The organism is Streptomyces cahuitamycinicus, assembly GCF_002891435.1.
In the GTDB taxonomy this organism is placed as follows: domain Bacteria; phylum Actinomycetota; class Actinomycetes; order Streptomycetales; family Streptomycetaceae; genus Streptomyces; species Streptomyces cahuitamycinicus.
Genome location: NZ_POUC01000079.1, coordinates 1 through 25,560 on the forward strand (window position 1 = coordinate 1; position 25,560 = coordinate 25,560).

Here is a 25,560-nt window from a genome sequence, read left to right on the forward strand (position 1 = left end):
CCCCCTGCCCGACCATGTCCACCCGGACGCGGCCACCCACCACCACATCGGCGACCGCTTCCACGACCTGGCCTTCACGCGGGGAGGGCCCTTCGCGGAAGAGGCGTGAGCGGCCCCGGTGTCTGATCGGCTGTAGCCGGTCCGTCAGTCGTCGAAGCCCTGGTCCGCCAGGATCTTGCCGATGCGGGCGCGGTGCTCCGACTCCCACGTGTCCAGGGACTCCGCGGCCTCCTCGGCCCGCTTGGTCCGGGCCGCGGCCAGGATCTCCTCGCGGCGGGCCCCGGGGACCACCACGACGCCTTCCTCGTCGGCGACGACCGTGTCGCCCGCGTCGACCGTGACCCCGCCGCAGCGCACCCGCTCGTTCAGCGGCCGTGCGGCCGACTTGGTGCCCGGGATGGGGATGACGCCGCGTGCGAACACCGGGAAGCGCATCTCCCGGACCTCGGCGAGGTCACGGATCACCCCGTCGGCGACGAACGCGGTGATGCCGCGGCGCCGGGCGACGCCGCAGACGTTGCCGCCGGCCAGGGCGTAGTCCAGGTCGCCCGACTCCACGACGACGACCGAGCCGGGGTCTGCCCGGTGGATCGCGGCGTGCAGCATCAGGTTGTCGCCGGGAGGACACCGTACGGTGAAGGCGGGTCCGGCCGCCCGGGGAACAGGACCCCACAGTGGGCGGATTCCGATGTCCATGACCTGTTCGCGGCCCAGCAGAGGGGCCAGGGTGGTCGTGGGGATGTCCGTGAACGCGTCGGCGTCAGTCATGACACGGAGCCTAACCACCGTTCCCTAGAAGGGCAGTGGCCTCCCCCGCACCACCTCCAGCCGCGACACCGCCCGCGTCAGCACCACGTACAGCCGGTGCAGCCCCCGTTCCTCCGCCTCGGCGATCGCCGCCGGCTCGACGGCCACGACGTGGTCGTACTCCAGGCCCTTGACCACGCTCGCCGGCACCAGGGCGACCCGCGCGCCGAGTTCGTCCGGGCCCGCCGCCCCGATGCCGGCGGCTTCCAGTGCCGCCCGCACCCGGGGAACGTCCGCGTCCGCCGCGACGACCCCGACCGAGCCCTCCCGCCCCAGCACGTCCCGTACGGCCGCCACGACCGCCCCGGGCACGCCGTCCACGGTCGTCTCCCGCATGCGCAACTCCCCGTCCCCGCGCAGCGAACGGGCCGCCGGCACGTCCACGTCGAGGCGCCGCAGCAGCCGGTTGGCGAGCCCGACGACGGCCCGCGGCACCCGGAACCCGGTGGTCAGTTCGACCACGGCCGCGTCCGGTTTCCCCAGGTGCGCGAGGACCGTTGGCCACTCCCGCGCCGCCCAAGGCGTGGTCCCCTGCGCCAGATCGCCCAGCACAGTCAGCGAACCGAAGCGGGCCCGGCGGGCGATGGCCCGGCACTCCATCGGGGACAGGTCCTGTGCCTCGTCCACGACGACATGCCCGTAGCCCTCCGGATGCGCGATCAGCCCGGCGACCTCGTCGAGCAGCACCAGGTCGGCGGCCGACCAGCGCGCCGACTTCCACGACCGGGGCGGCCGTTCCCACAGCAGGGCCCGCTGCTCACCGGCGTCGAGCAGCCCCTCGGCGGCCTCCGCCAACGCCTTCTCGTCGCCGAGCAGTCCGGCCACGACCTCCTCGGGCCGCACCCGCGGCCACACGGCGTCGACGTACGCCGACACCGGCCGCGCCCGCTCGATCCGCCGCGCCCAGGCGCCCGGGGGCGGACCGGCCCGCCGCTCGACCTGCTCGCGCAGACAGCGCACGATCCGCGCCCGGACCCGCTCCCGCCCGACCTCGTACGGCGGTTCCTCCTCCCGTACCTCGGTCACGATCCGCGCCAGCCGCCCCGCCGGCACCCGCCACCGGTAGGCCCCGTCCGGCAGGGCGATCTCCGCGCCGTTCCCCTCGGCGCGCACCCTCGCGTACAGCGCCCGCCGCAGCACCCCGGCCATCCGGGCGTCGTGCTTCACGGCGGCGGCCCGCTCGCCGTCCACGCCCCGGACCGGGCAGCGCGCGATCTCCTCCCCCAGCGTCGACTGCCGCACCCCGGTCTCGCCGAGGGCGGGCAGCACCTCGGCGATGTACGACAGGAAGGTGCGGTTGGGCCCGAGGATCAGCAGACCGCCGCGCCGGATGCGCTGCGGGTACGTGTAGAGCAGATACGCGGCCCGGTGCAGCCCGACGGCGGTCTTGCCGGTGCCCGGCGCGCCCTGCACGCACACCGACAGCGCCAGGTCGCCGCGGACGAGGTCGTCCTGCTCGGGCTGGATCGTCGCGGCGATGTCCCGCATGGGCCCGACCCGGGGCCGTTCGATCTCCCGGGCGACGATCTCGCTGTCGCGCGTCTCCCCCTGCTCCAGGTGTTCGTCCTCCAGGCCGGTGAGATCCCGGGAGTCGCCCCGGCTCCCGGGCGCCCATCCGAACCGGCGCCGTACGGCGACGCCCTGCGGGTCCCGGGCCGACGCCTGGTAGAAGGCCCTCGAGACGGGGGCACGCCAGTCGACGACGAGGGGCGGTTCGGCCGGGTGCTCGGAGATCCGCAGCCGCCCGATGTGCAACCGCCCCTCGCCGCCCCGCAGGGACCCGAAGAACAGCGGCCCCTCGGGCAGTTCCCGCAGCGCCTTCGCCCGACTGCGCAGCTGGTACCCGAGGACTTCGGCGTCGGCCCCGGACGCGGACACGTCCTCCCCGATGACGACCTGTTCACCGGCGCCCTCGACCATCGCGGCGAGGGCGGTCCGGCAGCGCTCGTGGTGGGCGCGTTCCCGGTCGAGGACGGACTGGAGGGCAGGCTCGGTGGAGGTCATTCCACCGAGCGTACGCGAAAACGTGACCGGGTTAAATAAATTACCGAGTCTCACCAGAGAGGTGCGGCGGCAGCCCGGCCGCGAGCCGGCCGAACGCCCGCTCCGCCGCCGCCACCGCGTCCGGCCGCACGTCCGCCACCCGCTCCCCCGCCGCGATCCGCCGCCAGTTCTCCAGCGCGAGCACCCGCAGCACGGCCATGATCTGCCCGGCCGCGAGCCGCGCGTCCAGATCACCCCCGAGCACCTCGGCGAGCGCGGCCTCCGACCGCTCCTGATGCGCGTACGCGCGGGCGACCAGGGAGGGCGTCCCGTAGAGCAGGGAGTGGAAGGCGAGCACACCGGGATGGTCGCTGAGCCCGGTCACGGGGTCCCCCCGCTCCAGCCCCTCCAGGAAGTGCCGCCGCAACGCCTCCACGGCCGCCCCCTCGGCCGCCGCCACCACCCGGGCGGCCTCCCCCTCATGATCGGCGATCCGGTGCAGCACCAGATCCTCCTTGGCCGGGAAGTACCGGAACAGCGTCGGCTTCGAGATCTCGGCCGCCGCCGCCACCTCCGCGACGGACACCGCGTCGAACCCCTTCTCCAGGAAGAGCCGCACGGCGATGTCCGACACGGTCTCGTACATCCGCTGCTTCTTGCGCTCACGCAGGCCGGGGTCGCTCATGAGGGGAGCCTACGCAGCGGGGGAGTCAGGCCAGGGCGCGGGCGAGGTAGGGGCTCGCCCTGGGGGGCGCCGACAGCCCGAGAAGGGCCATCGCGGCCGCGAGAGTCATGGGGTAGGCATCCGCGGCCCGCCGGGCTTCCGGAACGCTCGGGCTCGCACCGGTCACGAGGCGGTCGAGATCGAGATACGCGGACCGCACGATCTCCAGCCGGCGGTACACCAGCCAGTCCCTGCGCCAGTCACGGGGGTACCGCATGCGCACGAGGTGGGTCGCGAGGGGCACACCACTCACCCGGCCCAGGGCCCCGGGAGCGGCAGCCCGGTGTCAGTACACGTCCGACGCGGTGGGCATGGGCCGTTCCTCGCGCGAGGCTTCGCGTTCCCCGTGCCAGCGGACGAGTGCGGCCATGATGTGGGACCGGCTCGGCACCTGTTCCAGGCCGAGCGGCTGTGCGGCGGCGGCCAGGATTCTCTGCAGCCGGCCCGCGGCGACGGGCAGGGCCAGCCAGTTGAAGCCCCACTCCTCGCGCAGGGACAGCGACACCCGGATGACGTCGGTGAAGACCGACTGCGCCTTCTTGAAGTCGAGGATCATCGGCAGGTCCCGCTCCCAGCCGGACGATCCGCCCGGCCGGACCCCCTCGACGACGTGGCACCACTCGCGCACCATGCGGCGTTCCTGATCGGCCGGATAGCGCATCAGGTACAGATGGGTTGCCAGGTCGTAGAGCGGGTCCCCCAGCATCGCCAGCTCCCAGTCGATGGCCCAGAGCCGCTGCCGGGGGTCGAGGACGAAGTTCTCCCGGTGCAGGTCGGCGTGCAGGAGGCAGAAGGGACGCTCCTGCAGCCCCAGTACGCGCTTCCTGAGCAGGGTGAACGATTCCTCCGAGACGCCGAGGGCATGGAAGAGCCGGGCGAACCCGCTGTGATTCCTCTCGTAGACCTGCTCCTCGACGAAGACGATCAGGCGTTCCAGGAATCCGTCGCTGTCGCCGTCCTCGGCACGGTCCCGGTCCTCGCAGCGCCGCTGCACACTGAGCATGTCCGGCGTGACCCGCACCATCTCGCTGAAGAGGTCGACGATCTGGCCGAGGGTGGCGTCGGGAACGCGCCGTCCAGGCCGGCGCTGCTCTCCGAGCGTCCGCCCTTCGATGAAGCCCTGCAGCGCCATGCCCCCCACGTCGATGATGTCCGGGACACGGCTCATGTGCGCTTGAAGAGCCTTGAGCAGCTCCTCCTCCGACCTGAAGCACCGTCGGTCGAACCACAGGATCTCGGCCCGCGGCTCACGGACCTTGACAGTTCGTGCCCGGCCCGGCAACGCGAAGACGTATGTCTCGTGGTGATACCCCTTGAGCGGCCCCATGACCAGGCTCGGGTCGCCGCTCATCTCCTCTGCTCGCTCTCGAGCACCGAAGACCGAGGGGGATGTCATTCGATGGTTCAGCCTGTTCCGGTGGTACCGATGGTGTAAGGGGGAACGCACGTTACTGCACCGAACTCGGTTACCGGAGGAAAACCCGGCCTTCCGGAGAGCGGGTTCCCTCCCAGGGGTAGTCGACTCACACCCCGACGACGGCTGAAGGTCATCATGCTGTCGGACCTGCGCCGTTGGAACCACCAGCGCTCGAACGCCTCACTGATGAGCGGCCGAGCGTGACCATGCGGCCGGGCCAAGCCTGACGATCGCCGCCGTCCTCCTCGGTCTGCTGCCGGCCGAGCGCCGGCGGTCGCGCTCCTCGTCACTCGCGCAGCAGCTTCAGCAGCGTCTCCATGGATCCCACGACCCACTCCGCGCCGGCCTCCAGCAGGAACTTCGCCTTCCTGTCGTTGCGCGCGTAGCCCAGGAACGGCACCCCGGCCCGCTCCGCCGCCTGAAGGTCGGAGGGTGCGTCGCCGATCATCAGCGCATCCGCCGGCGCGGCCCCCATCGCGCTCAACGCGCGGTTCAGGCAGTGCGGGTCCGGCTTCAGGTGGTGCAGCTCCTGGGTCCGTCCGTAGAGGTGGGGCGCGAAGCAGTCGACGAGGCCGCGGCTCGCGAGGTATTCGCGGACCACGCGCGGTGAGTTGTTCGTCGTGATCGCCAGGCGGGTGCCCACCGCCGTCCAGGTGCGGATCAGCGGGTCCGCGTACGCGGTCGGCCACGCCGACGACGCGGCCCGCAGCTCCTCCTGGGTGAGACGTTCCTCCAGCGCGGCGACGAGGTCGCTGCCGGGGTGCCGGCGGTCCACTGCGCGCAGCACCACCTGCGGGTCCAGGGACTCGCGCTCGGTGTCGCTGAGCAGGCCATGCATGCCACGGCCCTCCAGCCAGGACACCAGGTCGCCGGCCACCCGCTCCGCGGAGTGTCCGGCGAACAGGCGGCAGATGGGGCCGTCGAAGTCCCACAGCACGACACGGGCACGGCTGATCAGATGAGTGAGTCGATTCGGATCATTCTCGGTCTCGAAGGGCACCGCACCAGTCTGCGTCGCATCAGAAGTCACTAGGAGAGTGTCAGGTCGGTCGTGATGGTTTCCCAGAGGGCGTTGAACCACTTCTGCGATTCCTCCACGAACGCACCGTCCCGCAGGCCCGCTCGCCTGGCGAAGGCGAAGAGGAGGGAGCGGGAGCCGAGGACGTCGTACATGTCGAGGGTCTGGCTGCCCCACTCCTCCTCGCGCCTGGTCAGCATGTAATAGCCGAGCAGGGCCTCCTGCTCGTTGAGGAGGTACAGCTTCACCGGCGGGGTGAACGGCAGCGCGCGGAAGCGGACGCGTACGTCGATGCCGTGGGTGGAGCGCAGGGCCAGCAGGTTGTGCTGGAGGACCTGGCCCTGGGCGTTGCGCATGGCGAGCCACCGGGTGTGGACCGGGTTGTCCTTCCCGTGGGCCTCGACCGGGACGGGGAAGGCCAGTTCGATGTCCCGGGAGGGGACCAGGATGCGGACGTCGATGGCCTCGGGGTGGATGCGACCCTCGTGGATCAGGCGCAGCGGCTCGGCGATGGCGACCATCAGCGTCTCCGCGGTGTGGCAGACGACGTCGACGCGGACGCGCGGGGCCGAGAACGCCTCCGTCAGGCGCGGGGCCAGGCCCACCATCGTCGGCTGGGGCTCAGCCCGGGCCGGGGCCGGGGCGGCGATCCGCGGCGGGCTGCCCTTGCTGACGTCGGTGAGGAAGCCGTCCTCCTGGAGGACGCGCAGGGCCTGGCGGACGGTGCCGCGCTCGACGCCGAATTCCTCGGCGAGTTCGGCCTGGGTGGGCAGACGGTCCCCGGGCTTCAGCTCACCGGCACGGATGCGTTCCCGCAGGATGTCGGCGATCTCCTGGGGCGATGACCTTCTGCTGCCGTTCACTGCCACGCTCTCCGCCACGCTCTCCTGGGTCACGACCAAACGCTACAACTCTGATCCATCTGGCGGGAGTTGTTTGAAAGTTGTTTATAACTAGGGGCCAAGTGGGGACAACTTAGTCAGAGTTGGTTGCCAACTTCTCGGAGTTGGCGGAAGTTTTGCTTCCGGACTTCCGAAGGGGGAACACCGATGCCCGCCCTCGCTCTCCTCTCCGCCGCCTTCGTCGTCGCCTTCGAACAGCTCGTCCAGTGGAGGTACGGTCCGGCCGGCATCGTCGGTCTGATCCTTCTCACCGTAGGCGTCAAGGCCAAGAGCCCGGCCGTCAGCTCCGCGGGAGCGGTCGTGCTCGCGCTGCTGATGACGGGGCCCGCCCGATGACGCACCGCGCCACCCGGAACGACCCGTGGGAGACGTCAGCTCGTGAGCACCAGCTCCGAACTGATCGTCTCCCACAGCGCGTTGAACCACAGGTGCGACTGCTCCACGAACGTCGTGTCGCGCAGCCCGGCACCCTGCCGGAAGGCGAACAGCATGGACTGGGTGCCCTGGGCGTCGTACAGCGCCGGCTGCTCGTGATCGGCCTCGGCCTCCCGGCGCGTCAGCGTGTAGTACGCGAACAGCGCCTCCGTGCCGTTGAGCAGGTACAGCTTCACCGGCGGGGTGAAGGGCAACGCCCGGAACGTGACGTGCACATCGATGCCGTGCGTGGCGCGCAGGGCCAGCAGATTGTGCTGGAGGACCTGCCCCTGGGCGTTGCGCATCGCCAGCCACCGCTCGTGCACCCAGTCGTCTCCGCTCCCCTCGACCGGCACCGGGAAGGCCAGCTCGATGTCCCGGCTCGGCAGCAGCACCCGCACGTCGACCTTGGCCGGTTTCAGCCGCCCGGCGTGGATCTGCCGCAGCGGCTCCCCGATGGCGAGCGTGAGGGAGATGGACGTCAGGCACACGGCGTCGATCTCGACGTGGTCCGCCGCGAACGCCGTCGCGATCCGGGGCGCGAGAGTCACCGTGGTGGGCAGCGGCGGGGCCTGCGGGCCGGTCAGCGCGCCGGCGGGGTCGGGGGCGACGGTCGCCGGACTGCCCTTGGACACGTTGGTGAGCAGCCTCTCGGACTGCAGGACGCGCAGCGCCTGCCGCACCGCACCGCGCTCGACACCGAACTCCTGGGCCAGCCGGGCCTGGGTGGGCAGGCGCTCGCCCGGCCGCAGCGACCCGGACCTGATCCGGGCGCGCAGCTCGTCGGCCACCTCGTGATGTGTTCTCTGTGGCCGCTGCGACCTGTTCCGCCCAGTGACGGAGTCGTGTTCCGGGTCCACAACTGAACAGTACAACTTCCCGCCATCTTCCGGCAGTTCACGGAAAGGTGGTTATGAGCCGCTTCCAAGCGGAGATAAGAACAGTGAAGTTGGCAACCAACTTGGGGAACATGGCCACACCTTCAGGGGGTTGGCCACCCGCTCAGGGACTCCCTTCCGGAGGGGAGCCGGGAGTCCCGCCCGGCCGGCACGGCCGCACGGCAACCACAACTGAACAGCTCGCTACGGATGCGGGCCCAGCACACCGGCAGGAGGGAGCGGCTCAGAACATGTCCGGGCACCAAGGCCGCCTGGGCGTACGCAGCAGGGCGTCTGCCTTCCGGGCGGCGCCCGCTCGTTCTTCGCGCACCCGCCCCAGCGCCGCCAGCCGCACCGCCGACTCGTCCCCGAGCCACAGGGCCCCCAACTCGCCCAGTCCCAGTCCGAGTTCCGCGCTCTCGGTGGTCGGCGTGCAGGACGCCCCCTCGGGTGATGCCTCCAGCCGGTAGCGCCCGCCGGTCAGCCCGTCCACCCCGGCGATCTCCAGCACCAGCGTCCCCTGCCCCTCGTACGTCCGCGCCTCCAGGGCCCGTACGACGTCCAGGATCCGGACCCACAGCCAGTCCGCAACCGAGGTGATCCCGGCCGCTCGCGGATCGGGCAGGAAGTGCGGGAGCAGGTCGTCGGGCGCCCGCCAGCCGCTCTTCACCTTCACGACCCAGTCGACGGAGCACAGGTACTCCCACAGCGCGCGTTCCGCGGCCGGTGTCACGCCGAGCAGCCACCGCACGGTCGCCGTGTTCAGCGGCTGCTTGGCGTCGCCCCAGTTGTCGTCCACGTCGTACGCGGCCATGCCCTCGACCTCGCCGGACGCCGAGCGGTACACGGCGAAGAACGGCGTCTTCCACGACGGGTCGAACAGCAGGGCGCCGGTGTTCACCTTCCACCAGGTCTCGTCGCGGTCGATGGCGCCGGGCAGGCCCCGGCGCAGCCGCTCGTGCAGCTCGGGGCCGAGCTTGCGGACGTCCTCGCCCTCCACCAGGTCGATCCGCCCGCCGTCCGCCGGACCCGCCCAGCGGGCGTCGAGGCCGGCGCGCGGCACGTCGATCGTCCACTCCGCCATCGTGGTCGCCGGCCCGAAGCCGTAGCGGCCGTAGATCGGGTACTCGGCGGCGATCAGCGTCGCGACGACGTCCCCACGCTCCTTCGCGGCCGCCAGGTCCCGCGCCATCATCCGGCTGAGCAGCCCGCGGCGGCGGTGGGTGGCGGTGACGGTGACGCCCGAGATCGCGTCCGCCGGGACACTCGCGCCGCCCACGGCCGTGAGCTCCTGGTCGAACGACCGGAAGGTCGCCACACACCTGCCGTGGTCGAAGGCTCCGAGGTAGCGGCCCTCGACGAACTTGCCGCGCCGGCCCTCGATCTCCTCCTCGGTGAGGGCGGGCACCCGCAGGAAGCCGGTGTTCACGGCACGCAGCCAGTCGGTGAACTCGGACGCGGTGATCGGGCGTACGTCGATGTCGTCGGCACGGGACACGGAGGTCATGAACTCACGCTAGGCGGAGGGCCGGTCGGTGTCGCGTGAATATCCGACCGCCCGGCCCTCCCCCCGGGCCCCGGACGGCTCACACCAGCAGGTCCTCGACCTGAGCCTCCCCCTCGCGGTACCGGCGGGCGATCTCCGCGCTGCACTCGTCGGCGGTGCGCTGGAGCCGTCGGCGCCGCCGGGAGACCTGCTGCTCGTGGCGTTCGAGCCGTCCCATCGCCGTGGTCAGCTCCTGGTCCGTGCGCGCGTCCAGGTCGGACAGCTCGACCTCGGCGAGCATCTCCGCGGCCAGCCGCCGGTACTCCTCGCCCTGGGGGGTGCCCAGGGTCAGATGGCGGGCAGAGGAGCGGTGCCGGGCCGGGCCGTCCCGCAGGATCTCCGCCAGCCGCTCCACCACCGAACCCGCGTCGGGCACGGCCACGGAGGCCACGCCCGCCGAGCCGCGCCGGGCGACCTCGGCCCGCAGGATGTCGATCCGCCCCTGGAGCAGCCGCCGCAGATAGCTGAGGTCGGCCTCGTCGCGCTGGGCCTCGCGGCGCAGCCTGCGCAGGTCGGGCAGGCTCAGCGCGGGCAACTCGGGCGCGCAGGCGTCCGAAGGCAGCCGCGGGCTGTCCGTGCGCTGTGTGGGCGGCCGGTGGTACTCCGACGCGCCGATCCCCGTGTACGTCGACCGGACAGCCGCCTGCTGCTGTCCGGTGCTTGGTGTGCTCATGTGCCTCAACCGTCCCCTCGACCGGTGTGTGCATGCATCGTGCCACCCCAAGTGGCCGCTATGGGAACGAGTGCCCCCGATAGACCCCAGATGGGCGGTATAGCAGCAAAATACGTCCGTGCAGGGGCTGTTGGCGCCCGCGCAAACCACCCTTTCGGGCCATGCGCCGACCGCCCGCGGCGTCGATGTCACCGCCCTGCATGATGGACGTATGCGAGCAGTGGTGCAGAGGGTGGACGGCGCGAGCGTCGTCGTGGACGGCGAGACCGTGGGGGCGATCGAGGGCGAGGGGCTGTGCGTCCTCGTCGGCGTCACCCACGAGGACACCAAGGAGAAGGCGGCCCAGCTGGCCCGCAAGCTCTGGTCGATCCGCATGCTGCACGACGAGAAGTCGTGCAGCGACATCGACGCCCCGCTGCTGGTGATCAGCCAGTTCACCCTCTACGGCGACGCGCGCAAGGGCCGCCGCCCCACCTGGAACGCCGCCGCCCCCGGCGACGTGGCCGAGCCGCTCGTCGACGAGGTGGTCGCCCGGCTGCGCTCGCTGGGCGCGACGGTGGCCACGGGCCGTTTCGGGGCGGCGATGAGGGTATCGCTGACGAACGACGGCCCGTTCACCGTGCAGATCGAAATCTGACCCGAAAGATCTACAAGTCCTACGGATCGACGACGACTTCCTGCGCTGCGGCGGTGTCTCCGGCCATCAGCGGTGCGTCCACGGCCACGTTCCGCTTCACCAGGGCGAGGGCGACCGGCCCGAGCTCGTGATGGCGCGCGGAGGTCGTGATGAAGCCGACCTTCCGGCCGTCGGGGCTGTCGTCCGCGAGCCGGAGCTCCGTCCCGGCCACGGGCAGGTGGACCTCGCTGCCGTCGAGGTGGAGGAAGACCAGCCGGCGCGGCGGCTTGCCCAGGTTCTGCACCCGGGCGACCGTCTCCTGCCCCCGGTAGCAGCCCTTCTGCAGGTGCACCGCCGAGCCGATCCAGCCCAGCTCGTGCGGAATGGTGCGGTGGTCGGTCTCGAAGCCGAGCCGGGGCCGGTACTGCTCCACGCGCAGCGCCTCGTGGGCGAGGATCCCGGCGGGCGGCCCGGCCTGCGCCGCGTAGGTCTCCAGGTCGGCGCGCGGCAGGAACAGGTCCCGCCCGTGCGGCGTCTCCCGTACGGCCACGCCCTCGGGGACGTCGGCGATGGAGCCGGCCGGGAGGTACACGACCGCGGTGTCCGCCGTGCGGTCGGCGACCTCGACCCTGTAGAAGAACTTCATCGACTCCAGGTACGCGATCAGCGCCTCCTGGGTGCCCGGCTCCACATGGGCCCAGACCGTCGCGCCGTCGTCGACGAGGTACAGCGCGTGCTCGATGTGGCCGTTCGCGGACAGGATCAGCGCCTCGGTGGCCCGGCCCGCCGGCAGGTCGCTGACGTGCTGGGTGAGCAGCAGGTGCAGCCAGGCCAGCCGGTCCTCGCCGGTGACGGCGACGACCCCCCGGTGCGAGAGGTCCACGAATCCGGTGCCGTCGGCGAGGGCACGCTGCTCACGGAACAGATCGCCGTAGTGGGCGGCGACGCCTTCGTCCACGCCCTCGGCGGGGACGGCGCCGGGCAGGGTCAGCAGGGGGCTCTTCATATGCGTAAGCCTACGACTCGGTAGTTGAAGCCTTGAGTGTGCAGTCCTCGCACCGGCCGAAGATCGCGAAGTGCTTCAGGTCGGTGTCGAAGCCGAAGGTCTTCCGCAGCTTGGCCGTGAACTCGGCGGCCACGGAGACGTCCGCCTCGATCACGTTCTGGCAGTCGCGGCAGACCAGGTGGATGTGGTGGTGCCGGTCCGCGAGGTGGTACGTCGGCGCCCCGTGCCCCAGATGCGCGTGGCTGACAAGACCGAGCTCCTCCAGGAGCTCAAGCGTCCGGTACACCGTGGAAATGTTGACCCCCGACGCCGTCTTCCTCACTTCCACGAGGATGTCGTCGGGGGTCGCGTGCTCCAGGGTGTCCACGGCTTCGAGCACGAGTTGCCGCTGCGGGGTCAGCCGGTAGCCGCGCTGCCGCAGATCGCTCTTCCAGTCGGTGTCCACCACACGCCCAGTCTAGGACCCGGCGGCCCCGGTTACGGCTCGGCCGACAGAACGCCGTTCATCAGGGCGTCGGCGAGCTCGCTGCGGTATGCGCGGGTCGCGCGGGCGATCTCGGTATGTGCCTGGATCTTGTCGTCCAGGGCGGCGAGCGTGGCGCCGATCGCCGCCTGCTCGGCGGCCGGTGGCAGGACGACGGGCAGCTCGCCCAGGGTGCGAGTGCTCAGCGACGGGATGACCGCGCCGGCCGCCCGGGTCCTGATCCAGTCCTGTGCGGCGGTCGCGCTCAGATACGCCGTGAGATAGGCGGCTGAGGCCCGTCTCCCCTCGGGCAGCCTGAGCCGTACCAGGTTGGGGTGGAACAGCCAGCCCGCGTGCTCTTCGGTGACGAGCGCGCAGCGGCCCATGGTGCCGGTGCGGGTGAGGAGGATGTCCCCTTCGGCCATCTGATACTTGACCAGCGTCCGCGCCCGCTCCCAGGCGATCGTGGGTACGGCCGCGGCATCCTCGATGACGATGCGCTGACCACGCAGGTCGCGGGGCAGTACGACGGGGCTCCCGCCGTTCGCCTGCGTACGGCCCTTGTCCTCGGCACGTTGGCCCGGCCCGGCCTGGATGGACGAGCACAGTTCCCGCAAGGGGCGACGCGACCAGCCAGGGGCGAGTTCGTCGAGCGTGATCACAGTCCATACCTCCGGAGCCACCGTGCCGCTTCGGCGTCGGCCGCTTCCGCTCGACCGTGGAGGGTGGCGATCTCCTCGGTCAGCCTCGCCAGCCGGTCCCGGGTCTCGGCAGGGTCGGTCGCACGGGCGCCCGAGGCCGGGCCTGTGGGCCGGACATACATCGAGGGGTCCAGACTGTGGCCGTGCGCCGCGATGTCAGGCACCTTCACGACCCGGCTCAGTCCTGGGTCACCCGCGAAGGAGCGCCCTGCCACCCGGGCCGTGTGCCACGACGCATACTCCCCCACCAACCTGGCGATGTCGTCGTCGGTCAGGGCCCACTGCGTCCGGGTGAGCCGGTGTCCCAGGTGTTCCCCGGCCACGAACAGCACCTCAGGGTCCGCAGCCCTCTCGGAGCCGGGAGCACGCAGGAACCAGATCTGAGTCTTGACGGCGGTGAGCGTGAAGAGCCCGGCGGGGAGCGCGATCATGCACTCCACGGCCCCGGCCTCGACCAGCCCGGCCCGCACCCGCTCGGCGGCGCCGCCGTTGAAGGAGGCCCCGGCCGGCATCAGCACGGCGGCGCGGCCCTCGGGAGCGATCAGCGAGACGGCGTACTGCAGCCAGTCGAACTCAGTCCTGCGGGCAGTGCCGTAGTTCCAGTACGGGGGTGGCTCCACGTCTTCCAGGAGCCGGCCGAAGGGCGGGTTGGTCAGTAGCACGTCGAAGGTGCCGGAGGGATCGGCGAAAGGCGCGAGCGCCGGAGTGACCGGACCTTCACCGAACCGCACCGTGAGCCCGTGGTGCACTCGCAGGTTCATCTGCGCCACCTGCCGTTCCCGAATCCCAGGCACTCGGCCGCCGACCTGGGGCGGCACGCTGCCACCGTGTGCGGCGACGGCGTCCAGATAGGCGACGAGCAGTTCTCCGGCACGGCCGTACGGATCGTGCACGCGCGCCGCCCCGGGCCGCACGGCGGCCAGCGCCCCGGCCATGACCCGACTCACGGAGGAAGGGGTGAAGAACGCGCCGCCTTCGCGCGCGTGAGCGGCGCGCCAGAGCACCAGGACGTGGTCGAAAGCCGCTCGTCCCTCTTGCGCGGAGCCCCCGGTGCTGCCGAGCCTGTCGGCGAGTTCGGCCAGCAGGCGGCGCGGAACTGTGGTCTCGGGTGGGTCGTGGTCGCGGACCATCACTCCCCAGCTGTCCACGGCTTTCGTCATCGAGTCCGGTTCCACGATCTGGATCACGACGAAGTGCAGCAGCCATTCGAGATACCGGTCCACCGGCATGGGCCCGCGCAGCCGGTCGGCCTCCGGCCCGGCGAGCCGCTCGACCGTCCGGAGCAGGCCACCGGCCTTTCCTCCGGTCAGCCCCGCGCGGAAACGGTCGCCGTAGGTCGTCCCAACCGGCTCGCCCGGAAGCAGGGCGTTCGCGGAGACGCGCCGCCCGGACAACCAGGCCAGCACTTCGTCGGCACGGAATCGCTCGACCTCGGCACCGGAGTCGACCGGCGGGGGAAAGTCCGCGTGCCGCCGCTCCCAGTTGGTGACAGCGGGGCGCTTCACCCTCGCCAGGCGCGCGATGTCGGGCCGGGAGACAAGCACACCGGCGAACTCTGAGTCGGTCACGGCGCCTTCCCTCCGTCAGAACCGTGGTTGCCTGGTGCCGCGCAGGGCATCCGCCCGGCCTGCGAGCACGGCCGGGAAGCGGTCCATGGTCTGGGCTTCCTTGGCCAGCTCCGGGCTGAGGTAGCCGAGCACGCGGTAGATGGTGTCATGGTCGGCAGCGAGGTGGCGGTGGTGTACCGGCTCGTGGTGCATGACTCGGTTGCGCAGCAGGACCAGGGAGGTCAGGTCGCGGTAGAGGCGGTCGCGGCGTCCGCGGTAGTGCGGGAACGCCGAGTGCAGGACGGGCACCCAGAAGAGCCGGTCGTAACCCGAGCCGTGGCTGAGCAGCGAGACCCAGAAGCCGAACGACAGCTCCGCTACCACGTCGTCCGGCGTCGTGCACTGCAGGCGGCGCCCACATGAGCGGCGGGCGTCGTCCACGAGCTTGCGCCCACGCTCGTTCAAGGGCGCTGCCGCCCACCAGTCTTCCCTGTCGTGATGTCGCGCGAGCGCACCGTGAAGAGCGTTACGCAGGGCCAGTTCCAGACAGTGCAGCGAGCCGAACAGGGCGGCCGACACCTCGATGTTCCACCAGTACAGCCGTTCCGCTGCCCGGGCGTTGCCGTGGGCGGCCCGGATGTAACGCCGCAGACGGGGCAAGGACAGGTCACGCGGCATCCATTCGGGCAGGCGATTGGTCATAGCTCCCCCCAGCGCACTCATGGGTGCGCTGTGCTACGGTGCATGGTGAACGTTCTGGGTCCGCCTCTGCATCGCAAGCCGCCCAGGGCACAGCCTCCGGAGCCCCGGTCGCAGGCAAATTGCGACCGGGGCTCCGCGCATGTGCGCCTCCGGCGCTCGCCCCGCGAAGACATCGTCACCGTAGCGGTGCACCCACAGCGGGCGCAAGCGCATTGCCATGCATCGATATTTGTTAACCCCTGGACGTGAAACAGGACCCCGAGCCTGAAATCGGCGGGGCCCTGTTTCGCGTGAGCGGGGACTACTTGAAGAAGGCGATGCCGTCGTCCGGCATGTCGTCGGGCAGGGCCTTGGCCCAGCGCTCGACCTCCTCCGGGGTGACGACCTTCTTCAGGTGGGCGGACATGTAGGGGCGCAGCTCGACCTCGGGGGTCTGCTTCTCGCCGACCCACATCAGGTCGCTCTTGACGTAGCCGTACAGCCGCTTGCCGCCGGTGTAGGGCTGGGAGGCGGCCGTGCGGGCCACCGCGTCCGTCACGAGGTCGATCTGCGGCTTCTTGTCGGCCAGCTCGCCGTACCAGATCTCGATGACGCCGTCGTCGCGGGTCATCGTCACCTCGACCTTGCGGCCGGAGTCGATCCGCCAGTAGCCGTGCTCGGACTCCAGGGGACGGACCTTGTTGCCGTCCTGGTCCAGCACCCAGCTGTGGGACCGGTACTCCAGGAAGTCCCGGCCGTCGTGGGTGAAGGAGACCTCCTGCCCGAAGTTGCACTTCTCGGAGCCGGGGAAGTCGTGCACGCCGGCGCCCGCCCAGTCGCCGAGCAGGAAGGCGAGCGGGACGAGGTCCTTGTGAAGGTCGGACGGGATCTCGATCATGGGAACTTCCTAGACGTGGGTCAGCGCTGGCCCTGGTACAGCTTCTTCACGGTCAGTCCGGCGAAGGCGAGGACGCCGACGGCGACCAGGACCAACAGGATTTCGAAGAAGATCTCCACGGGGTGCTCCTTGAGCGGGCTGCGGATGTGTGCACGGGGCCGGGCCCAGCTTACGCGGGCCCGTTCGGCCCTACGATCGCGGACTACGATTCCGGCTATGGCGAAGAAGCTGGTGATCAAGGTGACGGCGGGGGCCGATGCCCCCGAGCGGTGTTCTCAGGCGTTCACGGTGGCGGCGGTGGCCGTGGCGAGCGGCGTCGAGGTCTCCCTGTGGCTGACCGGCGAGTCCGCCTGGTTCGCCCTGCCGGGCCGTGCCGCCGAGTTCGAGCTGCCGCACGCGGCTCCCCTGCCCGACCTGCTCGAATCCCTCCTCACGGCCGGCCGCGTCACCCTGTGCACGCAGTGCGCCGCCCGCCGCGAGATCACGGAGCAGGACGTCATCAAGGGTGTCCGCATCGCGGGCGCGCAGGTCTTCGTCCAGGAGGCGATGGCGGACGAGACGCAGGCACTCGTCTACTGAGGCGTTCGCGTGCGGAGGCGGGACGGGTGGCCCGCCTCCGTCCATGAGCACCCGGACGTCGTCCTGCGGCCGGCCGCAGGACGACCTCGGCGACGGCCCCCGGGCGGTCGGGGCGACGCCGCTCACCGTGGTCGCTTCTTGCCGTCCAGTTCGTCCCACCACTCGTCGGACTGGGGATCCCCGGACGGGTCGTCCCACCACCGGTCCTCCGGGCCGCGCCGGTTGGCGACCATGGCCGCGACAGGCGGGATGACCATGGCGACCACGCACATCCCGACGGCCACGGGAACGGACCAGAGGCGCACGACACCCCAGGCCAGGACGAAGAGGCCGATGCAGAGGCCCATCATCGCGAAATACGTGTGACGCCGCCGTGCGTACATGTGTCCAGCGTAGGACGGACAGGCCGAAGGGCCGCACCCCAGGCGTCCAACCCGGGGGTGCGGCCCTTCGAGGAGCTGATCGCCGTCAGACGGCGATCGCGACCTCCGCCAGGCCGCCCTGCTGGGCGACGACCGTGCGGTCGGCGGTGGCGCCGGGCACGAGGGCACGGACGGTCCAGGTGCCCTCGGCCGCGTAGAAGCGGAACTGTCCGGTCGCCGAGGTCGGCACCTCGGCCGTGAACTCGCCGGTCGAGTCCAGCAGACGGACGTAGCCCACCACGGGCTCGCCGTCCTTGGTCACCTGACCCTGGATGGTGGTCTCACCGGGCTTGATCGTCGAGGCGTCGGGGCCGCCGGCCTTCGCACCGCACATGTCGTACTCCTGAAGTCTGGAAAGGTCGGTCGGGGAGGGTTACTTGTTGGCGCCGAGCTCGATCGGCACGCCCACGAGGGAGCCGTACTCGGTCCAGGAGCCGTCGTAGTTCTTGACGTTCTGCACATCGAGGAGCTCGTGCAGCACGAACCAGGTCAGGGCGGAGCGCTCACCGATGCGGCAGTAGGCGATGGTGTCCTTGGCCAGGTCGACGCTCTCCTCGGCGTAGAGCTCCTTGAGCTCGTCGTCCGACTTGAAGGTGCCGTCGTCGTTGGCGTTCTTGGACCACGGGATGTTGCGGGCGCTCGGCACGTGGCCGGGGCGCTGCGACTGTTCCTGCGGCAGGTGGGCCGGGGCGAGCAGCTTGCCGGAGAACTCGTCGGGCGAACGCACGTCGACGAGGTTCTGCGCACCGATGGCAGCCACGACGTCGTCGCGGAAGGCACGGATGGACGTGTCCTGCGCCTTGGCCTTGTAGTCCGTCTTCGGACGCTCGGGCACCTCGTCGCCGGGGACCAGCTCGCGGGCGTCGAGCTCCCACTTCTTGCGGCCGCCGTCGAGGAGCTTGACGCTCTCGTGGCCGTACAGCTTGAAGTACCAGTAGGCGTACGAGGCGAACCAGTTGTTGTTGCCGCCGTAGAGGACCACGGTGTGGTCGTTGCCGATGCCCTTGTCGGACAGGAGCTTCTCGAAGCCCTCCTGGTCGACGAAGTCACGGCGGACCGGGTCCTGGAGGTCCTGGGTCCAGTCGATCCGGATGGCGTTGCGGATGTGGTTCTTCTCGTAGGCGGACGTGTCCTCGTCCACCTCGACGATGGCGATGGTCGGGTCGTCCAGGTGCTCCTGGAGCCAATCGGCGTCGACCAGGACGTCGCTGCGGCTCATACTTCTTCTCCTCCGGGGCAGTTACGGCGGGGCGTGCGAGGTCTGCGGGGCGCGCCCTTGAGGCAGGGCGGCGCACGGGTGCCCTTGATGCGGGGCTGCGGGGATGCGCGCGCCGGCGCGACTGCCGACGCGATCGCTCAGAAGGTGCGACAGAGCATGGCGGCGACGCGGCACAGGTCTACTGCCCGCCGCTTCGTGAGGTCCGCCTGTCGCTTCATAGCGTCGATCGTAGGGACGGTCAGGCGGGCATGTCACCGGTGTGTCGCATGCTGAGACGCGATAATCCACGATGTGGGACCAGAGGGGGATGCGAGGCTGCGGGGCACGGATCGTGACCCCATGTATCGGCCGTCACATCTGAGCTGCGGACGCCGCCGTCTCGCCCACCGGACACCCCTGGTCCGCCGCCCTGCGCTCTGTCTACCCGGCCAGCCGGACGCCGGAACCCTTCACCGTGATCTCGACGCCGTTCGGGGCGGCCTGGACCGTGTCCAGCTCGATGCCGCCGGGCAGGCCGTCGATCTTCTGCTGGAAGTCGGTGATCGCCCGGACGCGGTCCTCGGCGATGTCGACACCGCCGAACTCGGGCAGGCCGTCGGCGTGCACGCTGACGGTGCCGTTGTCCACCTTCACCGAGCTGAGCACGGAGACCGGCTCCGGGAGCTTGGTGCCGAGGACCGTGGCCTCGACGGTGACCTTGATCTTGCCGTTGCCGCCGTCGGAGAGGCCGACGACGTTGGCGGTGACGCCCGGGGCGACCTGGGTGGGCTCGGACTTCGCCGTCTTCAGCAGCTCGTCGTAGGCGATGGTCGCGGTGCCGGTGGCGCTGGAGGCGACGGCGGAGCTGTAGTCGCCGGAGAACTCGACGCCCTTCATGTCGGCCTGGAGGTCGTCGATACGGATCTTCTGGCCGCCGTTGCCCGCGGCGGCCTCGTAGTCCTTGATACCGACCTCGATGTCGTCCAGGGAGCCGCCCGCGACCTGGGTGAGGAACGGGAAGCCCTTGATCGACACGTCGGGGGTCGCCGACAGGTTCTCCGCCGTCTTCAGCCGGTCGGCGGCCTCGTCCTCGGCGAAGTTGACCGCGACGCGGTCGGCGATCACGAAGAGCCCGCCCAGAATCACGACGAAGATCAGCAGTATTCGCAGTGCGCGCATGCGGTGTGTCCCCCACCGGTCCGGTGTTTCGACGGCCCGGTGGCCGTCCCTTGCGTGAGGGTAACGCCGAGGGGAAGGGGGGCCGGTAAATTGTTGATCATCTGTGACAGCCCCCGGCCCGGAGCGCTACGCCAGCGCCCTGCCCAGGACGTACACCGCCGGGGCCGCCGCGGCCAGCGGCAGGGCCACGCCCGCAGTGAAGTGCACGAAGCGGGACGGGTAGTCGTAGCTCGCGACCCGGTGGCCGATCAGGGCACAGGCGGCGGCGCCCGCGCCGAGGAGGGCACCGGAGGTGCCGAGGCCGGTGACCGGCCCGGCCGCGATACCCGCGCCCGCCGCGGCGAGGAGGGACACCACCACCGAAGCCGGGGTCGGCAGCGGCAGCGCGCGGGCCAGGACGGCCGCCGCCACAGCCACCGCGCCCACCGTCACCGCGTCCGCGGCGGCCGCGAGGTACCCGCCGGCCACGATCGCCAGCGCCGAGGCCGCGACCGTCGCCATCAGGCCGTACATCCGCTCGTCGGGGTCGGCGTGCGACCGCAGCTGGAGGACGAGCGCGAGCAGCACCCACACCCCGATCGTGCCGAGGATCGCCGCCGGGGAACGGCCCGAGACCAGCAGCGCCGCGTCCGCGGCCAGCGCGCCCGCGAAACCCAGCGCGATGCCCTGCCGGGCCGGCCACATCCCGTTCAGCCGGAACCAGCCCGCCGCGGTGACGGCCTGGAGGACCACCAGCGGCACGAGCAGCGCGTACGTACCGACCGCCGCCGCACCGGCCAGCAGCAGGCCGAGCAGCGCCGTCAGCGCGGCCGGCTGCATGCCGGGCTCGATGACCGGGGAACGCCCCTCCGCCCGGGCCCGCTGCGCGTCGGTGACGCGGGTGTTCCCGCCGACGGTGGCGGGGCCGTAGCCGGTACCGGCGTCGGCCCCGGACGGGGCCGGCGGTCTCCGCGGCGGCGACTGCGGGGTCAGGATCGCCGTCTCCGGATCCGGCGCCTGCGCGGGCACCGGCTGGTGGTTCTGCGTCTCCCAGGTCTGCCCCTGCCACTGCTGCGTGTACTGCTGGGCGGCCTGCGGGTCCTCGTACCCCTGGTGCCCCTGCCCGGGCCACGCCTGCGGCTGCTGGCCGTAGGGGGCGTAGCCGTCGTACGGCTGGTGGGGCCGGTTCGGCTGGTCGTTCATCGTCATCCTCCTGCGAACGGCGGGAGCACCTCGACCGTGCCGCCGTCGGCCAGCCGTACCGTCTCATGTCCGCGGGTGCCCACGGGGTCGCCGTCCACGAGGAACGAGCACCGGCGCAGGACGCGCTCCAGTTCGCCCGGGTGCCGTTCGCGCACCGCGGTGAGCGCCTCGGCGAGCGTGACCGCCTCGTACGGCTCCTCGGCCACCCCGGCCGCGGCCTTGGCGGCGGCCCAGTAGCGCACCGTGACCTTTGGCATCTGCTTCCTCAATGAATGCGACGGTGAACACCGTCAGGCTAGCCCGCCCGGCCGGCGCCCCACTCCCCGATCCGGGCCAGCAACTCGTCGCTCGCCGCGTTCTCGGCATGCCCCATACCCGGCTCCAGCCACAGTTCGCCCTGGTCACCGGCGGCCGCGGCCAGCATCCGCGGATGGTCGACGGGAAAGTAGCCGTCGGCGTCGCCGTGCACGACGAGGAGGGGGGTCGGGGCGATCCTCGGCACCGCCTCCACCGGGGAGAGGGGCACCGGGTTCCAGTCCCGGCGGTGGATGCGCGTACGGAATCCGTAGCGGCCCACGATCCGCCCCTCGGGCCGGGTCACCAGCCAGTGCAGCCGCCGCATCGGCGCGGTGCCCCGGTAGTACCAGCGGGCCGGTGAGCTGACCGCCACCACCGCGTCGGTCTGCCGCGGGTGCAGCGCCGCGTGCCGGAGCACCACCGAGCCGCCCATGGAGAAGCCCACGGTCACCACCCGCTCGTGGCCGCGGCTGCGCGCCCAGGCCGCCGCCACCGCCAGGTCGAGCACCTCCCGGTCGCCGACCGTGGAGTGCCCGCCGGACATGCCGTGCCCGCGGAAGGAGAAGGTGACCACGCCCCCGTACCGGGCGAGGACCGCGGCGATCCGACGCACGTGCGGCCGGTCCACCGAGCCGGTGAATCCGTGGGCGACGACGAACGCGGGATGAGCGGAAGGCGTCCCGGAGGTGTCGTACACAGCCGCTCCCGGCTCGTATACGGCGTCGATCGCAACACCGTCGGACGTGCGCAGAAACGCCCGCGAAGACATCCTCACCGGCCTTCCCCCGCCCGTCTCGGAATGCGGACGATCGGTGGAACGCGCCACATGACCTGCCGGACCAGAGCTCATGTGGGCTATTCTGCTGGGCAGAGGACTCGGGCAACGTAGCCCCCGGGTCCTTTTGTGCTTTCGGAAGCGTTGTATACGACGCGGGAAACCGCAGGTGTACGGGGCCTTCGGGATCGCAGAGCCCGTGCTGTGCCAACCAGCGTCCTCGCAGGGACCGAGGAGGAACCAGACGTATGAGTTCTCTGCTGCTCCTGACCAACGCCCTCCAGCCGTCGACGGAGGTGCTCCCCGCACTCGGCCTGCTCCTGCACAACGTGCGTGTGGCCCCCGCGGAGGGCCCCGCCCTCGTCGACACCCCCGGAGCCGATGTCATCCTCGTCGACGGCCGCCGTGACCTGCCGCAGGTCCGCAGCCTCTGTCAGCTGCTGCGCTCCACCGGGCCGGGCTGCCCGCTCGTCCTCGTCGTCACCGAGGGCGGTCTCGCCGCCGTGACCGCGGACTGGGGCATCGACGACGTCCTGCTCGACACCGCCGGCCCGGCGGAGGTCGAGGCGCGGCTGCGCCTGGCCATGGGCCGCCAGCAGATCGTCAGCGACGACTCCCCGATGGAGATCCGCAACGGCGACCTGTCGGTCGACGAGGCGACGTACTCCGCCAAGCTCAAGGGCCGCGTCCTCGACCTCACCTTCAAGGAGTTCGAGCTCCTGAAGTACCTCGCGCAGCACCCCGGCCGCGTCTTCACCCGCGCCCAGCTCCTCCAGGAGGTGTGGGGCTACGACTACTTCGGCGGTACGCGCACGGTCGACGTGCACGTACGGCGGCTGCGCGCCAAGCTCGGCCCCGAGCACGAGTCGCTGATCGGCACCGTCCGGAACGTCGGTTATCGATTTGTTACGCCGGAGAAGCCGGAGAAGATGGAGCGCGCCGCCGAGGAGGCGAAGGCCAAGGCGGCCAAGGCAAAGACGGACAAGGCGGACGAGTCACCCGCCCTGGACGCCGCTGAGGCCCGCGCCAAGGCGTGAGAGGCGTACTGCGGCGCCGACCTGGGCATCGCTTCCCGGGCAGGGCACCCCGGACGGCGGTCGGGATATCGTACAGAACCTCCTTTACGCCCTGCCCGGAGCCGGTATATCCGCGTAGACTCCGCGCGTGGCCAAGGTGACTCGGGATGATGTGGCGCGGCTGGCAGGGACTTCCACTGCCGTGGTCAGCTATGTCATCAACAACGGACCCCGGCCGGTCGCCCCGGCCACGCGCGAGCGTGTCCTCGCCGCGATCAAGGAACTGGGGTACCGGCCCGACCGGGTGGCCCAGGCGATGGCGTCCCGGCGCACGGACCTCCTGGGCCTGATCATCCCGGACGCCCGCCAGCCCTTCTTCGGGGAGATGGCGCACGCGGTCGAGCAGGCCGCCTCCGAGCGCGGGAAGATGGTCCTCGTCGGCAACACGGACTACGTGGCCGAGCGCGAGGTCCACTACCTGCGCGCCTTCCTGGGCATGCGGGTCTCCGGCCTGATCCTCGTCAGCCACGCGCTCAACGACCTGGCCGCCGCCGAGATCGAGGCCTGGGACGCCCGGGTCGTCCTGTTGCACGAACGCCCCGAGGCCATCGACGACGTCGCCGTCGCCACGGACGACCTGGGCGGCGCCGAGCTCGCCGTCCGCCACCTGCTGGAGCACGGCTACGAGTACGTCGCCTGTATGGGCGGGATAGCCGAGACGCCGGCGGTCGGCGACCCGGTCTCCGACCACGTCGAGGGCTGGCGCCGCGCGATGGACGAGGCCGGGATCTCCACCGAGGGCCGCCTCTTCGAGGTCCTCTACAACCGCTACGACGCCTACCAGGCCGCCCTGAAGATCCTCTCCGGGCCCGAGCGCCCGCCGGCGATCTTCTGCTCCACCGACGACCAGGCGATCGGCCTGCTGCGCGCGGCGCGTGAGCTGCGCATCGAGGTCCCGGGCGAGCTGGCGGTGGCCGGCTTCGACGACATCAAGGAAGCGGCGCTCACCGACCCGCCCCTGACGACGGTCGCCTCCGACCGTCCGGCGATGGCCCGGGCGGCCGTCGACCTCGTCCTCGACGACGGGCTGCGGGTCGCGGGGACCCGGCGGGAGCGGCTGAAAGTGTTCCCCTCGCGGCTGGTGACCCGGCACTCCTGCGGCTGCTCGTAGTCTCGGGCGGCCGACCCCGGCCAGGGGCGGCAGGTCTCTTTATATCGGGCATACGAGGTTCTGTCGGGCTTCTCAGCAAGCACTCAGGAAGCTCTCATGGTCGGGCGACAGGCTCGGTTCCATGACCGAGAGCTTCCACCGCAGTGGCGAGTACGAGAACCCTTACGAGGGTCAGCAGCAGGCCCCGGTGAACCCCGAGTGGCCGCCCCCGCCGGCGTACGCCCCGGCACATGCTCCGCATGCCCAGCCTCGGAAGAAGCGTGGCCGTGGCCCCCTCGCCCTGATCGCCGCCGTGGCGATCGTCGCGGCGGCGACAGGCGGCGGCACCGCCTACGGCATCCAGGAGCTGACCGGCAACGACACCGTCGCCTCCAGCTCCACCAGCACCACCGTCGTCCCCTCCAGCCAGAAGGGCACGGTCGCCGGGGTCGCGAAGGCGGTCAGCCCGAGCATCGTCGAGATCAGCGCCGATTCCAATGCCGGGTCCTCCACCGGCTCCGGCGTGATCATCACGGGCGACGGCGAGATCATCACCAACAACCACGTCGTCGCCGGCGCCTCGCAGATCAAGGCGACCACCAGCGACGGCAAGTCGTACACCGCGAAGGTCGTCGGCACCGACAGCAAGAAGGACCTGGCGCTGATCAAGCTGGAGAACGCCTCCGGCCTGAAGGCGGCCACGCTCGGCGACTCGGCCGGGCTCCAGGTCGGCGACCAGGTCGTGGCGATCGGCTCACCCGAGGGGCTGTCCGGCACCGTCACCAGCGGCATCATCTCGTCCCTCGACCGTGACGTCACCGTCCCGACCGAGGAGGGCCAGGACCAGAGCCAGGGCCAGCAGCAGTGGGGGCAGGGGCAGGGGCAGGGTGACCAGTGGCCGTTCGAGTTCGGCGGGCGTCAGTTCAACGGCGACACCGGGTCCGACACGACCACGTACAAGGCGCTCCAGACCGACGCGTCCCTCAACCCGGGCAACTCCGGCGGGGCGCTGATCGACATGAACGGCAACATCATCGGGATCAACTCCGCGATGTACTCGCCGACGAGCCAGGCCTCCTCGTCCTCCGACGCGGGCAGCGTCGGCCTGGGCTTCGCCATCCCGATCAACACCGTCAAGGCCGACCTGGCGAAGCTGCGGGCGGGTTCGACCGACTGAGTCCGAGCACCTGACAGCGAGGAGTACGGCGATGATCCAGCAGGTTGTGCACACGGAGCCGGGCGAGGACCCGGCGGCGGTCGGGCTGGCCCTGGCGGTGGCGTCCGCCCTGCACGCGCCCGTCAGCCGGGCGCCGGAGGTGCCGGCCAAGGCACCCCGGCGCGGCGGCCGGGCCGCGACGGCCCGACGCCGCGCGGTACGGGGCTGACGCTCCTCCCGGCACCGCACGGCAGGGGGCTGACGCTCCTCCCGGCACCGCCCGCCGACATGCGACGCTGAGAGCGTCAGAGCACCCCCGTCCCCCCTTCACC

General features: G+C 71.2%; 31 protein-coding genes. 7 read left to right on the forward strand and 24 right to left on the reverse strand.

What is annotated here, in order from left to right; translation table 11 throughout:
* Positions 1 to 144: 144 nt before the first annotated feature.
* From C1J00_RS13625 to C1J00_RS13655, 7 genes are all read right to left on the reverse strand, one after another.
* Positions 145 to 768, reverse strand: coding sequence for an RraA family protein (locus C1J00_RS13625; protein WP_102909313.1), 624 nt, complete (start codon positions 766 to 768; stop codon positions 145 to 147).
* A gap of 24 nt (positions 769 to 792) precedes the next feature.
* The gene (locus C1J00_RS13630) at positions 793 to 2,811 is read right to left on the reverse strand and encodes a HelD family protein (RefSeq protein ID WP_102909314.1); all 2,019 of its coding nucleotides are present in this window, start codon (positions 2,809 to 2,811) and stop codon (positions 793 to 795) included.
* Positions 2,812 to 2,851: 40 nt separating this feature from the next.
* Positions 2,852 to 3,475 (reverse strand): TetR family transcriptional regulator, encoded by a 624-nt coding sequence (locus tag C1J00_RS13635; protein ID WP_102909315.1) that lies wholly within the window; start codon positions 3,473 to 3,475, stop codon positions 2,852 to 2,854.
* A 25-nt stretch (positions 3,476 to 3,500) separates the two neighbouring features.
* Positions 3,501 to 3,731 carry a hypothetical protein gene (locus tag C1J00_RS13640; RefSeq protein WP_146046184.1) on the reverse strand — a complete coding sequence of 77 codons (231 nt, stop codon included), beginning with the start codon at positions 3,729 to 3,731 and terminating at the stop codon, positions 3,501 to 3,503.
* Between the two features lie 69 nt (positions 3,732 to 3,800).
* A complete protein-coding gene (locus C1J00_RS13645) occupies positions 3,801 to 4,865 on the reverse strand; it encodes an aminoglycoside phosphotransferase family protein (RefSeq protein ID WP_102909317.1) in 1,065 nt (354 codons plus the stop codon).
* 352 nt (positions 4,866 to 5,217) lie between these two features.
* Complete coding sequence (locus tag C1J00_RS13650; protein ID WP_102909318.1) at positions 5,218 to 5,931, reverse strand: HAD family hydrolase; 714 nt, start codon at positions 5,929 to 5,931, stop codon at positions 5,218 to 5,220.
* A gap of 29 nt (positions 5,932 to 5,960) precedes the next feature.
* Positions 5,961 to 6,851 carry a winged helix-turn-helix domain-containing protein gene (locus C1J00_RS13655; RefSeq protein WP_102909319.1) on the reverse strand — a complete coding sequence of 297 codons (891 nt, stop codon included), beginning with the start codon at positions 6,849 to 6,851 and terminating at the stop codon, positions 5,961 to 5,963.
* A gap of 147 nt (positions 6,852 to 6,998) precedes the next feature.
* Between C1J00_RS13655 and C1J00_RS13660 the strand changes: the two genes are divergently transcribed.
* On the forward strand, positions 6,999 to 7,187 hold the full coding sequence (locus tag C1J00_RS13660; RefSeq protein ID WP_102909320.1) for a hypothetical protein: 189 nt from the start codon (positions 6,999 to 7,001) through the stop codon (positions 7,185 to 7,187).
* Positions 7,188 to 7,222: 35 nt separating this feature from the next.
* Here C1J00_RS13660 and C1J00_RS13665 read toward each other — a convergent pair whose 3' ends face one another.
* From C1J00_RS13665 to C1J00_RS13675, 3 genes are all read right to left on the reverse strand, one after another.
* Positions 7,223 to 8,140, reverse strand: coding sequence for a FadR/GntR family transcriptional regulator (locus C1J00_RS13665; protein WP_102909321.1), 918 nt, complete (start codon positions 8,138 to 8,140; stop codon positions 7,223 to 7,225).
* Positions 8,141 to 8,387: 247 nt separating this feature from the next.
* Complete coding sequence (locus C1J00_RS13670) at positions 8,388 to 9,650, reverse strand: GNAT family N-acetyltransferase (RefSeq protein ID WP_180989541.1); 1,263 nt, start codon at positions 9,648 to 9,650, stop codon at positions 8,388 to 8,390.
* Positions 9,651 to 9,729: 79 nt separating this feature from the next.
* Entirely contained in the window at positions 9,730 to 10,362 is a 633-nt protein-coding gene (locus C1J00_RS13675) for an RsiG family protein (RefSeq protein ID WP_102909322.1), read from the reverse strand.
* A 211-nt stretch (positions 10,363 to 10,573) separates the two neighbouring features.
* Between C1J00_RS13675 and dtd the strand changes: the two genes are divergently transcribed.
* Positions 10,574 to 10,999: a D-aminoacyl-tRNA deacylase gene (dtd, locus tag C1J00_RS13680; RefSeq protein ID WP_102909323.1), complete on the forward strand. Its 426-nt coding sequence runs from the start codon at positions 10,574 to 10,576 to the stop codon at positions 10,997 to 10,999.
* A gap of 19 nt (positions 11,000 to 11,018) precedes the next feature.
* On the opposite strand, the gene ygfZ is transcribed toward dtd, so the two are convergent.
* From ygfZ to C1J00_RS13710, 6 genes are all read right to left on the reverse strand, one after another.
* Positions 11,019 to 11,984, reverse strand: coding sequence for a CAF17-like 4Fe-4S cluster assembly/insertion protein YgfZ (ygfZ, locus tag C1J00_RS13685; RefSeq protein WP_102909324.1), 966 nt, complete (start codon positions 11,982 to 11,984; stop codon positions 11,019 to 11,021).
* A gap of 10 nt (positions 11,985 to 11,994) precedes the next feature.
* The gene (locus C1J00_RS13690) at positions 11,995 to 12,432 is read right to left on the reverse strand and encodes a Fur family transcriptional regulator (protein ID WP_102909325.1); all 438 of its coding nucleotides are present in this window, start codon (positions 12,430 to 12,432) and stop codon (positions 11,995 to 11,997) included.
* A gap of 29 nt (positions 12,433 to 12,461) precedes the next feature.
* A complete protein-coding gene (locus C1J00_RS13695; RefSeq protein WP_180989542.1) occupies positions 12,462 to 13,109 on the reverse strand; it encodes a restriction endonuclease subunit S in 648 nt (215 codons plus the stop codon).
* The gene (locus C1J00_RS13700) at positions 13,106 to 14,716 is read right to left on the reverse strand and encodes an N-6 DNA methylase (RefSeq protein ID WP_102909327.1); all 1,611 of its coding nucleotides are present in this window, start codon (positions 14,714 to 14,716) and stop codon (positions 13,106 to 13,108) included. The genes C1J00_RS13695 and C1J00_RS13700 overlap by 4 nt, the downstream gene beginning before the upstream one ends.
* Positions 14,717 to 14,731: 15 nt before the next feature.
* The gene (locus C1J00_RS13705; RefSeq protein WP_102909328.1) at positions 14,732 to 15,397 is read right to left on the reverse strand and encodes a hypothetical protein; all 666 of its coding nucleotides are present in this window, start codon (positions 15,395 to 15,397) and stop codon (positions 14,732 to 14,734) included.
* A 301-nt stretch (positions 15,398 to 15,698) separates the two neighbouring features.
* Positions 15,699 to 16,274 (reverse strand): heme-binding beta-barrel domain-containing protein, encoded by a 576-nt coding sequence (locus C1J00_RS13710; RefSeq protein ID WP_102909329.1) that lies wholly within the window; start codon positions 16,272 to 16,274, stop codon positions 15,699 to 15,701.
* Positions 16,275 to 16,490: 216 nt separating this feature from the next.
* Between C1J00_RS13710 and C1J00_RS13720 the strand changes: the two genes are divergently transcribed.
* On the forward strand, positions 16,491 to 16,853 hold the full coding sequence (locus tag C1J00_RS13720) for a DsrE family protein (RefSeq protein WP_102909330.1): 363 nt from the start codon (positions 16,491 to 16,493) through the stop codon (positions 16,851 to 16,853).
* 122 nt (positions 16,854 to 16,975) lie between these two features.
* On the opposite strand, the gene C1J00_RS13725 is transcribed toward C1J00_RS13720, so the two are convergent.
* From C1J00_RS13725 to C1J00_RS13755, 8 genes are all read right to left on the reverse strand, one after another.
* On the reverse strand, positions 16,976 to 17,236 hold the full coding sequence (locus tag C1J00_RS13725; RefSeq protein ID WP_037759339.1) for a DUF3099 domain-containing protein: 261 nt from the start codon (positions 17,234 to 17,236) through the stop codon (positions 16,976 to 16,978).
* Between the two features lie 85 nt (positions 17,237 to 17,321).
* Positions 17,322 to 17,609, reverse strand: a complete 288-nt coding sequence (locus tag C1J00_RS13730) for a DUF1416 domain-containing protein (RefSeq protein ID WP_003991226.1) — start codon at positions 17,607 to 17,609, stop codon at positions 17,322 to 17,324.
* 39 nt (positions 17,610 to 17,648) lie between these two features.
* On the reverse strand, positions 17,649 to 18,494 hold the full coding sequence (locus C1J00_RS13735; RefSeq protein WP_102909331.1) for a sulfurtransferase: 846 nt from the start codon (positions 18,492 to 18,494) through the stop codon (positions 17,649 to 17,651).
* Positions 18,495 to 18,631: 137 nt separating this feature from the next.
* Complete coding sequence (locus tag C1J00_RS48085) at positions 18,632 to 18,712, reverse strand: putative leader peptide (protein ID WP_350310325.1); 81 nt, start codon at positions 18,710 to 18,712, stop codon at positions 18,632 to 18,634.
* A 202-nt stretch (positions 18,713 to 18,914) separates the two neighbouring features.
* Positions 18,915 to 19,652 carry an LmeA family phospholipid-binding protein gene (locus tag C1J00_RS13740; protein WP_102909332.1) on the reverse strand — a complete coding sequence of 246 codons (738 nt, stop codon included), beginning with the start codon at positions 19,650 to 19,652 and terminating at the stop codon, positions 18,915 to 18,917.
* A 126-nt stretch (positions 19,653 to 19,778) separates the two neighbouring features.
* Positions 19,779 to 20,840, reverse strand: coding sequence for a hypothetical protein (locus C1J00_RS13745; protein ID WP_102909333.1), 1,062 nt, complete (start codon positions 20,838 to 20,840; stop codon positions 19,779 to 19,781).
* Positions 20,837 to 21,091: a MoaD/ThiS family protein gene (locus C1J00_RS13750; RefSeq protein WP_102909334.1), complete on the reverse strand. Its 255-nt coding sequence runs from the start codon at positions 21,089 to 21,091 to the stop codon at positions 20,837 to 20,839. The genes C1J00_RS13745 and C1J00_RS13750 overlap by 4 nt, the downstream gene beginning before the upstream one ends.
* 38 nt (positions 21,092 to 21,129) lie before the next feature.
* The gene (locus C1J00_RS13755) at positions 21,130 to 21,981 is read right to left on the reverse strand and encodes an alpha/beta hydrolase (RefSeq protein WP_180989543.1); all 852 of its coding nucleotides are present in this window, start codon (positions 21,979 to 21,981) and stop codon (positions 21,130 to 21,132) included.
* 173 nt (positions 21,982 to 22,154) lie between these two features.
* On the opposite strand from C1J00_RS13755, the gene C1J00_RS13760 reads away from it, so the two are divergent.
* The 4 genes from C1J00_RS13760 to C1J00_RS45250 all read left to right on the forward strand — a co-directional run bounded on the left by C1J00_RS13760 (position 22,155) and on the right by C1J00_RS45250 (position 25,457).
* Positions 22,155 to 22,943 carry a winged helix-turn-helix transcriptional regulator gene (locus tag C1J00_RS13760; protein ID WP_102909336.1) on the forward strand — a complete coding sequence of 263 codons (789 nt, stop codon included), beginning with the start codon at positions 22,155 to 22,157 and terminating at the stop codon, positions 22,941 to 22,943.
* Between the two features lie 127 nt (positions 22,944 to 23,070).
* Entirely contained in the window at positions 23,071 to 24,093 is a 1,023-nt protein-coding gene (locus tag C1J00_RS13765) for a LacI family DNA-binding transcriptional regulator (RefSeq protein ID WP_102909337.1), read from the forward strand.
* A gap of 121 nt (positions 24,094 to 24,214) precedes the next feature.
* A complete protein-coding gene (locus tag C1J00_RS13770; protein ID WP_102909338.1) occupies positions 24,215 to 25,249 on the forward strand; it encodes a S1C family serine protease in 1,035 nt (344 codons plus the stop codon).
* 31 nt (positions 25,250 to 25,280) lie between these two features.
* On the forward strand, positions 25,281 to 25,457 hold the full coding sequence (locus tag C1J00_RS45250) for a hypothetical protein (RefSeq protein WP_180989544.1): 177 nt from the start codon (positions 25,281 to 25,283) through the stop codon (positions 25,455 to 25,457).
* The last annotated feature ends 103 nt before the right edge of the window (positions 25,458 to 25,560 follow it).

What these genes read in the sequence shown, in the direction of transcription:
- C1J00_RS13625 (WP_102909313.1), bottom strand. Translation starts at nt 768, where the DNA reads ATGACTGACGCCGACGCGTTCACGGACATCCCCACGACCACCCTGGCC.
- C1J00_RS13630 (WP_102909314.1), bottom strand. Translation starts at nt 2,811, where the DNA reads ATGACCTCCACCGAGCCTGCCCTCCAGTCCGTCCTCGACCGGGAACGC.
- C1J00_RS13635 (WP_102909315.1), bottom strand. Translation starts at nt 3,475, where the DNA reads ATGAGCGACCCCGGCCTGCGTGAGCGCAAGAAGCAGCGGATGTACGAG.
- C1J00_RS13640 (WP_146046184.1), bottom strand. Translation starts at nt 3,731, where the DNA reads ATGCGGTACCCCCGTGACTGGCGCAGGGACTGGCTGGTGTACCGCCGG.
- C1J00_RS13645 (WP_102909317.1), bottom strand. Translation starts at nt 4,865, where the DNA reads ATGAGCGGCGACCCGAGCCTGGTCATGGGGCCGCTCAAGGGGTATCAC.
- C1J00_RS13660 (WP_102909320.1), top strand. Translation starts at nt 6,999, where the DNA reads ATGCCCGCCCTCGCTCTCCTCTCCGCCGCCTTCGTCGTCGCCTTCGAA.
- C1J00_RS13670 (WP_180989541.1), bottom strand. Translation starts at nt 9,650, where the DNA reads ATGACCTCCGTGTCCCGTGCCGACGACATCGACGTACGCCCGATCACC.
- C1J00_RS13675 (WP_102909322.1), bottom strand. Translation starts at nt 10,362, where the DNA reads ATGAGCACACCAAGCACCGGACAGCAGCAGGCGGCTGTCCGGTCGACG.
- dtd (WP_102909323.1), top strand. Translation starts at nt 10,574, where the DNA reads ATGCGAGCAGTGGTGCAGAGGGTGGACGGCGCGAGCGTCGTCGTGGAC.
- ygfZ (WP_102909324.1), bottom strand. Translation starts at nt 11,984, where the DNA reads ATGAAGAGCCCCCTGCTGACCCTGCCCGGCGCCGTCCCCGCCGAGGGC.
- C1J00_RS13705 (WP_102909328.1), bottom strand. Translation starts at nt 15,397, where the DNA reads ATGACCAATCGCCTGCCCGAATGGATGCCGCGTGACCTGTCCTTGCCC.
- C1J00_RS13710 (WP_102909329.1), bottom strand. Translation starts at nt 16,274, where the DNA reads ATGATCGAGATCCCGTCCGACCTTCACAAGGACCTCGTCCCGCTCGCC.
- C1J00_RS13720 (WP_102909330.1), top strand. Translation starts at nt 16,491, where the DNA reads ATGGCGAAGAAGCTGGTGATCAAGGTGACGGCGGGGGCCGATGCCCCC.
- C1J00_RS13725 (WP_037759339.1), bottom strand. Translation starts at nt 17,236, where the DNA reads ATGTACGCACGGCGGCGTCACACGTATTTCGCGATGATGGGCCTCTGC.
- C1J00_RS13730 (WP_003991226.1), bottom strand. Translation starts at nt 17,609, where the DNA reads ATGTGCGGTGCGAAGGCCGGCGGCCCCGACGCCTCGACGATCAAGCCC.
- C1J00_RS13735 (WP_102909331.1), bottom strand. Translation starts at nt 18,494, where the DNA reads ATGAGCCGCAGCGACGTCCTGGTCGACGCCGATTGGCTCCAGGAGCAC.
- C1J00_RS48085 (WP_350310325.1), bottom strand. Translation starts at nt 18,712, where the DNA reads ATGAAGCGACAGGCGGACCTCACGAAGCGGCGGGCAGTAGACCTGTGC.
- C1J00_RS13740 (WP_102909332.1), bottom strand. Translation starts at nt 19,652, where the DNA reads ATGCGCGCACTGCGAATACTGCTGATCTTCGTCGTGATTCTGGGCGGG.
- C1J00_RS13745 (WP_102909333.1), bottom strand. Translation starts at nt 20,840, where the DNA reads ATGACGATGAACGACCAGCCGAACCGGCCCCACCAGCCGTACGACGGC.
- C1J00_RS13750 (WP_102909334.1), bottom strand. Translation starts at nt 21,091, where the DNA reads ATGCCAAAGGTCACGGTGCGCTACTGGGCCGCCGCCAAGGCCGCGGCC.
- C1J00_RS13755 (WP_180989543.1), bottom strand. Translation starts at nt 21,981, where the DNA reads ATGAGCTCTGGTCCGGCAGGTCATGTGGCGCGTTCCACCGATCGTCCG.
- C1J00_RS13760 (WP_102909336.1), top strand. Translation starts at nt 22,155, where the DNA reads ATGAGTTCTCTGCTGCTCCTGACCAACGCCCTCCAGCCGTCGACGGAG.
- C1J00_RS13770 (WP_102909338.1), top strand. Translation starts at nt 24,215, where the DNA reads ATGACCGAGAGCTTCCACCGCAGTGGCGAGTACGAGAACCCTTACGAG.
- C1J00_RS45250 (WP_180989544.1), top strand. Translation starts at nt 25,281, where the DNA reads ATGATCCAGCAGGTTGTGCACACGGAGCCGGGCGAGGACCCGGCGGCG.